The sequence below is a fragment of the Bittarella massiliensis (ex Durand et al. 2017) genome, from assembly GCF_017566145.1.
Lineage (GTDB): Bacteria > Bacillota > Clostridia > Oscillospirales > Ruminococcaceae > Bittarella > Bittarella massiliensis_A.
The window spans coordinates 1-316 of sequence record NZ_JABFCL010000064.1; the positions used below are offsets into that span (position 1 = coordinate 1).

The window sequence follows — 316 nt, forward strand, 5'->3', positions numbered from 1 at the left end:
GTTTTAGTATACCACCTTTGCGCCCGGTTTGGCAATTCCTAGTAATTTGCTTTGCGGAAAATTTCCAGCACGTCTTCCGCAGAGAGTGGGCGGATGAGCGAAAGACGGACGGTATCATTCATGGTAGCGTCAAGAGCCAGTTCTTTCAGTGTCTCATCCTCCAAAACACCGATACCAAGCCCGGAAATGGAAGTCGGCATTCCAATCTCCTCAAAGTAAGCGATCGTACGCTCGATCCCTTCTTTTGCCGCTGATATCTCATCTCTTTCGATGCCCCATACCTGTTTTGCGTAATGCGCGAAACGGGCAATGTCCC

1 pseudogene is annotated in these 316 nt (G+C 49.7%); it reads right to left on the minus strand.

What is annotated here, in order from left to right:
* Window positions 1-38 precede the first annotated feature (38 nt).
* Window positions 39-316 (minus strand): annotated as a pseudogene (locus HJY11_RS13465) (iron-containing alcohol dehydrogenase); the annotation flags it as partial.